This window comes from Herbidospora mongoliensis (assembly GCF_001570545.1).
Classification (GTDB): domain Bacteria; phylum Actinomycetota; class Actinomycetes; order Streptosporangiales; family Streptosporangiaceae; genus Herbidospora; species Herbidospora mongoliensis.
Window position 1 is genome coordinate 1 of sequence record NZ_BBXD01000040.1, and the last position, 7,004, is coordinate 7,004.

Below are 7,004 nucleotides of genomic sequence, written 5' to 3' on the forward strand. Positions count from 1 at the left end.
CCGCAGCCACGACTACAAACGTCACGGCACCATCGACCTGTTCGCCGCTCTCAACACCGCGACCGGCCAGGTGATCGGGAAGCTGTCGGCCCGGCACCGGGCCGAGGACATCCGCGACTTTTTGGCCGAGATTGACCGGCGCACCGAACCCGCTCTGGACATCCACGTGATCTGCGACAACCTGTCCGCGCACAAGACGCCGGCGATCCGCCGCTGGCTGCTGGACCATCCCCGCTTCCAGCTGCACTTCACCCCGACCTATTCCTCCTGGATCAACCAGGTCGAACGATGGTTCGCCGAACTCCAGCGGCGTTGCCTCCAACGCGGGGTCTTCTGTTCTGTGGACGAGTTGACCACCGCGCTGGAGAACTGGATCGAGGTGTGGAACGCCCACGCCCGGCCCTTCACCTGGACCGCGACCGCAGACCAGATCATCGATCGAATATGCCGCTACTGCTCAAAAATCTCCGGACCAGCTCACTAGTCGATGCACACTCATCTCGGCAGAAGGCGCATCGGCCCAGGCTGCGTCGGCGCTTCGTTCCCTTCCTCAGGCGGCTGCCGACTTGGCAGATGCCGCGAAAGCGTTGGACGACCTTCCTGAGGCCGCCAAAGCCCTCGATCTTGCATCGAGGCGTCTCGAAGGATTCGGTGACACCGTCACCACCTTGTATGCGGCGGCCAAGTTGCTCCGCAACATGCAGCTAGAAGGCGCGGCCAGCGAATTGAGGGCAGCCGCACGCGCTCTCCGCTGACCCGGCAGAGAGGCGTAGTCACTCAGTTTGTCACTCAGAAGATCAAAAAGGCCAGTCCCGCTGAGCGGAACTGGCCTCTGACCTGAAAGTTCATGAGTGGAGCTAACGCTTGCCTACTCGAACTCGGCCCTCCGGATCGTTATGCCTCAGAATGATGGTGTCTGGGACCACTAACAGCGACGATCAGAGCCACCGCTCTCCAGCCGAGTTGCCACAAGGCTTACAGTTCCCGCGCCGTCGCACCTACCTTCAGACCCGCAGAATTACGGCCACCATTCCCGAACGCGCCGACCAGCAGGCGGGGTGCCGGCCTGTGAGGCAGCCCCGGTGGCGCCCGCCCTTTGTACAACCCGGCCGCTTACGTCATTCAATGTCGTCGAACGCCGCTTAAATCGGCTCAAGCAATGACGCGGCATCGCCACCCGCTAGGACAAGATTGTCCGCAACTACCTGGCTGGCGTCACTCTGGTCAGCGGCCTGTTATGGCTGCACACGTGATCTACCGGACACGCCGTCGGGATGACTTGCGAAGGCGATCTCCAAGAGCGGCAGCTTGAACCCGAAAGAAGTTGTAATCAGCTCCCTGGGTCGAAGTCGTCTTTCCTCGGGTGATGCTTGACGTTGCGGCTTCCATTGATGCTTTACACCTGTTCGGCTGACCTGGCTTCTTGGGTGATTGGTAGCGGTCGCCCAGCGCGCGGAGACCGTTCTTGATGGTCAGATTGTTGCCTTCCCGGTCAATGCGACGGTTGTCACGCCAGGAGTACATCAGTGCCGTCACCGCCGGATCATGAGCGGCGGTCGAGACCATCACTGGGTCTACGAAACGATGAACAAGGTTCAGGTCGCTCCTCGTTGGGCTCCGCGCGCCCCAATGGATCGGCCTTGAAAGAGGCGCCCAACGATGTAAGTCGCCACTGGCGGACCGGGAGCAGGAACATCCACCTGCCAACCTCCAGGAAAGCCCACCTCTGAAAAGCGGATCCTCCGGGAAAGTCGAGAACGAGCGAAGCGGGACGGAGCCCTTCGTAGAGGAGCGGCAGGACCCTGGGGCGAATGCGACGCAGGGCCGCGAAGTGTGCAGGGGGCAGCGTGGTCGCAGCCCTCTGGCGCCCGGGGGTGGTGAGGTCGCCCCCCGCAAACGGGAAGTGGCTTGCAGCACGTGGTTCAGAAGGGTCGACAACCATCAGCCGTCCCATTACCCGTGGAGCCAAAAGACCAGGTAGATGGTTTGCGCCGAGTATTCGACGTGCCGACGGAGAGAATTCCGCGCACCAGTGGGCCGATCATCCATCCCTCCAAATCCGTGAAAACAACCTCCCCGCAATCTCGTGATCGGGACGTTTGATCGCTAAGATCCGCCGATATGACCTTGATCCTTAATGCCGCGATAGCCGTCTCGCTAGTGGCATCGGTGCCGTCCGGTCCAGAGGCACTCACCAAGAATCCGATCTACAAAGCCGGTGCACTGCCCGTGGTCACCTGCACCGAAGACGCGTACATGGGCGATTTCGGCACCACGCAACGTCTGGCCGAGAACGCGATGACCTGCCTCGAACGGGCCTGGCGGCCACTGCTCGCCAAGGCGAAGATCCCCTTCAAGCGCGCCAAGCTCATCGTCAAGGACGGCGACCGCGTCAAGGCGTGTGGGGTTTCCGGCAAAACGTACGCGACGACTGGTGTGTATTGCCGAAAGACCAAGACGATCCATATCTGGTCCCCGGTGAGGTCACGGAGAAACGAGCTCAACCGGCCGACCCTCCTACTGAGCGTTGCGCGCGCCTACGCCTACCACATCCAGGAACTCACCGGCATACTTCCCGCCACCCAGAAAGCTTTTGAAAAGGCACCAAAGCGGGACAAGCAGGCCGTGGGTCTCCGAATGGAAATGCAGACCACATGTTTCGCGGCCGCTTTCCTCGGCAGCGTCTGGGACTCCCTCGGCTACACCGCCGAAGGCCGCGACCCAGACTACGTTCTGTGGGTGCTGGCCAACATGCATCATGCGCTGGGCTTAAACAAGGGCAAGCAGGACAACGCCGAATACTGGGCGAAACGAGCGTTCAGCACTCGCTCCGCCGCAGCATGCAACACGTTCTCGGCCCCGGTGAAGCGAGTCAGCTAGCGCGAATATCGACACTCGCCATCCCGAGCCGACGACCCTGCCCCGTCCCATTTCGAGGGTGGCCGGATCATGTGAAAGTCGCCAGCAAGGAGAGCTTTTAGTCCTGAGGGACGCAGCCAGAAGGCATCGGCTTCTTGACCGACTTGGTATGAGACCAGCACAGAGCGAAGCGAGGCGGTGGAGGGAGTGCGAGGGGCGAAGCCCTTCGCCAGGGAGCGAAAGCGACCCCCGAGCGACAGCGACGCCAGGGGCCGCGTTAGCGGACCAGGGGGAGCACGAGGGGGCGACAGCCCTCTCGTATCGGCGGGTTCGGGGGGTCGTCCCCCCGTGTCCGCAAACGGGAAATGGCCCGTGGAAGGTGCTCCGAAGGAGCAACAACCACAGGCCATCCCCATTACCCGTGGACCTAGCGGGCGCCTACTCGAACCCCTCTCAAGACTTGAGAGGGCACATTGGGTGGACTGGCAGCGAGTTCAGCGAACCTCAGGCTCGATCGCGCTGAAACACGCGGACGGAAGGTCGGGGCTGCCTACGCGAGACACTGACCGTAATTGATCTTCGAAAATGAACGGCACGAGCGGAGGGCGGCGGGCTACGGTGGCTCCATGTCGCTGAGCAGTAGCTTGCATGACGTGCCAAGTTCACAGATCACCTACGAGGTGGTCCGAGACTTCGTTTTGACTGCCGAGCAGAATGATCTGCTTACTGAGTCGATCACCCTGGAACTTAAGCTGAAACGCAGCGGAAATAACGTGGCCGACGCAGTGGCGGCTATGAGTAATACCGACGGCGGCCTTGTCCTGGTTGGGGTTTCTGAAGAAGAGACGGGTGAGGCCCGCTTTAAGGGTATTAGCCAACGAGACTTCGAAGGACTTGTTGCCCACTTACGGGATCTTCTACCTAGAGCCCTACCTGAGGGAATCCCTGTCCGGATTCCGAACACGACCAAGCTAATAGGGGTGTTTCGGGTTGACGCAGATGCCGTCCCACACCCAGTTCTGGTAAAGGGGACGATTCTTTACCGCATCCCGGGACACAACGTGCCAGCCGACCGACAAAGAGTGCTTGATCTGGTGGCGCGAGATCAAGCAGCTCAAGAGCTTAAGAGCCCAGCTGGTGCGATTAATTTCCCGCTACATTTCCAAGGATCAGGAGCAGATCTTGCTTTGTGGCCCGACGAAGATACTGCTCTTGCCACTCTGCGATTCAGGGGCGAAATCTTATTGCCACATCGAATCCTTGAGCGTCCGTGGATCGGAAGTGCCGGCAGGCAGGCAGTCTTGGATGTATTGAACGCCTCCCCCTTGCCAGAAAAAGTTTGGGGAATTGCGTTATCGGCGCGATATGAGTCATCGTCGTGGCGGATAGCACAAGGCAAGGCAACGACTCTTGTCGTGCGTGCACCCGCCGCAAATGATCACATCGAAACCCAAAACGGGGTTCCTGTCAGTACGTCAGCATATTTAAATCTCGCCGGGCGGAGTCTGTCACTTCACCTTGGGGTGCGCTGGTATCTGAAGCAGGGGGAAATAATCCCATTGAGTCTCTCTGACCTCTATGCTGGGATATTAGCTCAACTGTTAACTATTGCACGAACATGTGAAGCCGTAGCTTCAGCGGTTGGCGCGGCAGAGCCGATCAGGATGGATACGTGGGAAGGATGGTTCAATCCTTCCCGCAAATATCGGGTAACGAACGTCCTAAACACCAGCGATTTTCCAAGAGATGGCGCCGAAAATCCGAGTGCCGGATGGTTTCCCCCCGTCCGTCCGCAGGGTCGTAGCGTTCTGGAATTGGACACCATGGCCCGCAATTGGGTTGCAGTGTTCTTGCTAGAAATGGGGATACGCGACTTCGAGTGGTGGTTGACTAGTTTGACGATACCGACTTGGGCGTCGGCAGCGCACTTAAGCGCTGAAACCCAAAAATGAAGTCGGCTCCCTAGCTAGCCCCTGCTCGTATGGCGAAAGCGAAGGAAGGTATTTCTCCGGAAGCTGGATTATCTCCCGGGGAGGTAGGCCCCTAGGTCGCCGCCAGATTCGTGTACCCTGCTGTTACGAGTTGCATTATAGAACTGGCAAGTGTTCAATATATCGATCAAGTAAGATCTCGCTTCAGCGAAAGTGAGACGATCCAAATAGTGACAGCAGTTTGCGCAGGATCTTAAGGCCGCCGACTGCTCCTGCGACAAGAACCACTCCCAGGATCGTGGCGTTGGCCACTTGGCGGGAAGATATCCGGTTCTGTTTAGCCGATTCCTGGTTCGGTAACGCAGCAACTAGCGGTGGACCGGATGCGATGGCCTTCCGGTACTCTTCGTCCACTATTTCAACCACACGTTTACGTCGTTTGCTCATTTTGCGACGACTGCGTATTCGGTCGCTTCCGTGCTCTTCCCAGAAGGTCCGGGGCGCTTCTGCGGGGAATAATTCTCGGGCTAGCCCATGCCGTAGCCCCATTTCATCTAGCATGCCTATCTCGAAGAGTGCCTCCCAGTGTGAAAAAATTATATTTATATAGATGTGTTGTTTGTGGAAATAGAGAGGGCTGTCGGGATGTGTGCCCCAACAGCGGATGAGGACTTCATCGTCCATTGATAGTTTAAGGAGTTCGTTGTGAAAGGTTCGTGCGGTCTGCTCTCTCGCTATGAGTAATGCTCGTCCTTGGAGTATGAGAGACACCGCGACACCGGCGAGCGCGACGGCACTCACGACCGCAGAAATTGCGCCGTATGTCTGGCCGATGTCGGCCAGACTACGCCAGTTCAATTTAAATGCGTCACTCAAAATCGACAGAGCCGCAGGGGAGATTAGTACCAGCAACAAAGAGGTGACTAGGCCAGCGCATATTAATATGCTTCTCATGACTATTTGCCCACGTTGCATGGTGCCTCTCAACGCGATCGCAAGATTATCTTGATTTCGGATTGTGTCTCACGCAACAAACTGCCCAGCTTGAGCATCGCAGAAAATCTTAAGAACTTGCCTCACAATCGAGCCAGCGTTTGCGATGCCTCAAGTGCCTAAATGAGCCTTTTCCATCGTGACGGTGCTGGTCACGGGAGGCGCAGGAACCGGGATTGAGGCCGAGATGAGGCTCCCGGTAGGACAGCAGTCGACCAAGATCCGATGCCCCAACCGGGAGCCTCGTTGCTGTCTTACCGTGCCGCGATTCCGCTGTCGAACCACACCCTGGCCCGCCTGACCGAGATGATCCGCGCCCGCCGTGCCGAACGCCGCTGCCGATGGCGGTGCCTGAGCGCCGGACGGCAAGCCCTGCTGGTCCTCGCCCACTTACGCAACGGCGACACCTACACCCGCCTGGCCTCGGGATTTTCCATCGGCACCACCACCGCCTGGCGCTACGTGCAGGAGGCGGTCGACCTCCTGGCCGCCCTGGCCGACGACCTCCAAGCCGCCGTCACACGAGCCGGTCGACTGGCCTACGCCATCCTGGACGGCACCCTGATCCCCATCGACCGCCTCGCCGATCAAAAGCCGTACTACTCCGGGAAACACCGGCGTCACGGGCTGAACGTCCAGGTTCTCGCCGACCCCATCGGCCGGCTGGTCTGGGCCTCACCAGCCCTGCCCGGCGCCGTGCACGACCTGACCGCCGCCCGCACCACCGGCCTCATCGACGCTCTGACCAACGCCGGCGTGCAGGTCCTCGCCGACAAGGGTTACCAAGGCGCGGGCGGTGCCATCCGCACCCCGTTCAAGCGCCATCGGTATCGGCCACGGCTGTCCTCTGGCCAGAAAGCCGTCAATCGCTCTCACGCCCGCATCCGGGCCATGGGCGAACGCGCGGTCGCGACTCTGAAGACCTGGAAAGTCCTGGCCAAACTCCGCTGCTGCCCGCACCGCGCCACCACGATCGTGCAGGCGATCCTCACCCTTGAGGCGATCGAAACCGATCGCTACTCAGGATGAAAAAGGCTCAAGGTAACGTCGGCCTGCGAGTCCCAATTGCACTGTTTTCCTGTCCACTCCCGGACATCCGCAACTCTGGACCGGAGGTCTAGAAGAGGGGATGCTAGAGAGCCTTAATGGCTGAGGTTATGAGAGGTGGGGGTCCAGGCCGGTCTTGGCGATGAACCCGCTGAGGATGCGGCGGCGGTATTG

Annotated in this window: 5 protein-coding genes; 4 read left to right on the forward strand and 1 reads right to left on the reverse strand. The window is 59.5% G+C overall.

Annotation, left to right across the window (positions count from 1 at the left end):
- The 3 genes from AW272_RS39995 to AW272_RS42990 form a co-directional block, all read left to right on the forward strand.
- Window positions 1-484 (forward strand): IS630 family transposase (locus AW272_RS39995; RefSeq protein WP_157519377.1); only part of this gene is annotated, 484 nt, incomplete at its 5' end.
- A gap of 1,637 nt (window positions 485-2,121) precedes the next feature.
- Window positions 2,122-2,880 carry a neutral zinc metallopeptidase gene (locus AW272_RS40000; RefSeq protein ID WP_157519378.1) on the forward strand — a complete coding sequence of 253 codons (759 nt, stop codon included), beginning with the start codon at window positions 2,122-2,124 and terminating at the stop codon, window positions 2,878-2,880.
- 605 nt (window positions 2,881-3,485) lie between these two features.
- Window positions 3,486-4,811 carry an ATP-binding protein gene (locus AW272_RS42990; RefSeq protein WP_157519380.1) on the forward strand — a complete coding sequence of 442 codons (1,326 nt, stop codon included), beginning with the start codon at window positions 3,486-3,488 and terminating at the stop codon, window positions 4,809-4,811.
- Window positions 4,812-4,994: 183 nt separating this feature from the next.
- Here the strand turns inward: AW272_RS42990 and AW272_RS42995 are convergent, their stop codons facing one another.
- Window positions 4,995-5,702, reverse strand: a complete 708-nt coding sequence (locus tag AW272_RS42995) for a DUF6082 family protein (RefSeq protein WP_157519382.1) — start codon at window positions 5,700-5,702, stop codon at window positions 4,995-4,997.
- Between the two features lie 327 nt (window positions 5,703-6,029).
- On the opposite strand from AW272_RS42995, the gene AW272_RS40010 reads away from it, so the two are divergent.
- Window positions 6,030-6,812, forward strand: a complete 783-nt coding sequence (locus tag AW272_RS40010) for a transposase family protein (RefSeq protein ID WP_066376529.1) — start codon at window positions 6,030-6,032, stop codon at window positions 6,810-6,812.
- Window positions 6,813-7,004 lie beyond the last annotated feature (192 nt).

Coding starts and splice junctions, on each gene's coding strand:
- AW272_RS40000 (WP_157519378.1), top strand. CDS start 2,122: ATGACCTTGATCCTTAATGCCGCGATAGCCGTCTCGCTAGTGGCATCG.
- AW272_RS42990 (WP_157519380.1), top strand. CDS start 3,486: ATGTCGCTGAGCAGTAGCTTGCATGACGTGCCAAGTTCACAGATCACC.